General features: G+C 62.2%; 2 protein-coding genes. Both read right to left on the bottom strand.

Features of this window, described 5'->3' with window-relative positions; translation table 11 throughout:
- Positions 1–1,407 (bottom strand): mechanosensitive ion channel family protein (locus DBR24_RS02920; RefSeq protein WP_128613847.1); only part of this gene is annotated, 1,407 nt, incomplete at its 3' end.
- Between the two features lie 75 nt (positions 1,408–1,482).
- Positions 1,483–2,304 (bottom strand): alpha/beta hydrolase (locus DBR24_RS02915; protein WP_146188942.1); only part of this gene is annotated, 822 nt, incomplete at its 5' end.

Raw genomic sequence — 2,304 nt, 5'->3', positions numbered from 1 at the left:
CAAAAACCCACCTTTCCTCACCGCTACCGGTTTGGCCATCAACGCGAGGCGACTGTTCTGCTGCCGCACCGCCTGCAATTTATTCAACGCCCGACCCACCTCTGTGCGCTGTTCCATGCACTGACGGGTGAGGTTCTTGTCGAGCCGGTAAATGATGCTCGACGTCAACGCCGTGAACGTGGCTTGTGAAGGCGTATCGGCGAGGATGCTCTGTTCACCCATGACCTCGCTCGGCCCCATGCGCCCGGCTTCGGTCTGGCCGGTGCCATCGGGCACGGTCGCACTGACCACGCCGGTGGCGATGACAAACAGACTGTCGGGCACTTCATCCAGCCCCAGCACCACCTGACCGGCTGCGTACTGTTGCGCGACCATCGACTCGGCGAGGCGATCGCGTTCCTCATGGCTCAACGAACGGAAGACTTTCACTTCATCGAGCAGTGCCCGGGCGCGGGTGGAGGGCTCGATCACGCCATCGGGATGCCGGGAAATACCTGCGGCTTCGAGATGACGGTGGGCGAGGTCGAACAGTTGATTGCGTACATCGCTTTTCTTGCCCAACTCACTGATGAAACCGCTGGCGACGTACTCCGACATCTCTTCACCGGCTTCTTTCAAAACGGCTTTGGGCGGTGGATTCAACAGCAGGCTGCTGCTGCCTTGCAGGGTGCGGTCGAGGGCGTCGAGCACGCGCCGGGGGCGAATATGGTTCGGCACCTTGATGCTGATCGAGACACCGTGCAGGTTGGTCGGGCGACTGAGATTGACGATCTTCGCCTTGGCCGCCACCGAGTTCGGCACCACGGCCAGGGTGCCGGTGCTGGTCAGCAGGTGCGTGGCGCGCCAGTCGATGTCGAGCACCTTGCCCTCGACGCCGTCGATCACCACGAAATCGTCCACCTGATAGGGTTTGGTGGTGTTGAGCACGATCCCCGAGAACACGTCGCTCAAAGTGCTTTGCAGCGCCAGACCGACGACGATCGCCACCACCCCGGAGGTCGCCAGCAAACCTTTGACTGGCAACTCCAGCACATAACCGGCGGCCGCGACGATCGCCGCCAGGAACACCAGTGCGCCGATCACGTCCTGCAACAGCCGACCGCTGTGGCCGATGCGCCGCATCAGCACCAGACCGATCACTTCGGTCAGCACTCGCGCAGCGTACAGCCACCAGACAATCCCCAGCGCCGTCGCGCCCAGTTGCGCCACGCGATCATCGGCCAACAGCGGTGCCTGCAACGGACTGACGCCGGCGTTGATCACCAGCGCGGTAAACGTCAGAAACAGCACCAGCCGCACACCGACTCTCGGGGCGCGATGAGTGAAGGGCGAGAAGTGCCAGAGCAGCGCGTCGAGCACCAGCAGGAGGGCACTCAGAGACAGCAGGTGAGTGAGGAGGAAGGACATGGCAATCTCCGGAGCTGCACGAATTCAGTGAAGATTTTTTGGTGTTGAAGAGGTTTTTGTGGCGAGAGATCGGGTTCAGTTCAAATGAGTCTTCAGCTCAGCCGCCGCCTGCCGCACGGCCGCCTTCACTTCCGGAATCTGACTCAGCGGGTTGAGCAAGCCAAAGTCATGAATCATCCCGTTGTAGCGCACCGAGGTCACCGGTACACCGGCCGCATCCAGGTGCCGTGCATAGCCTTCGCCTTCATCGCGCAACACGTCGAACTCGGCGGTCTGCACCAGCGCAGCGGGCAGGCCTTTGAGTTGTTCGGCGCTGGCGTTCAGCGGCGAGGCATGGATCTGCGCCCGCTCGGCCGGGTTGGTGGTGTAGTTGTCCCAGAACCACTGCATCATGCCTTTGGTGAGGAAGTGGCCTTCGGCGAACTGCTGGTACGAGCCGTCGTCGAACTGTGCGTTGGTCACCGGCCACATCAGCAACTGGAAGCGCAACGCCGGGGTTTTCTGTTCCTTGGCCATCAAGGCCACGACCGCCGCCATGTTGCCGCCGACGCTGTTGCCGGCCACTGCCAGGCGCTTGCCGTCGACACCGATGTCTTTGCCATGCTCGGCGACCCATTTCGTCGCGGCGTAAGCCTGGTTGATCGCAGTCGGGTACTGCGCTTCCGGCGACGGCGTGTAATCGACATACACCGCGACGGCACCAGAACCCACCACCAGATCACGGATCAGGCGCTGGTGGGTCGGGAAATCGCCCAGTACCCAGCCGCCACCGTGGAAGAACATGAACACCGGCAGCTCGCCTTTGACCTTGGCCGGGCGTACCACTTTCAGGTTGATGGTCTGGCCATCGACCTTGATCGCCTTGTCGCTGACCTCAACCCCGGAGAGGTCCACCTT

This window comes from Pseudomonas sp. HMWF006, from assembly GCF_003061205.1.
Lineage (GTDB): Bacteria > Pseudomonadota > Gammaproteobacteria > Pseudomonadales > Pseudomonadaceae > Aquipseudomonas > Aquipseudomonas monsensis.
The sequence above is the reverse complement of the archived record's forward strand: the minus strand, read 5'-3'. Positions and strand labels throughout refer to the sequence as shown.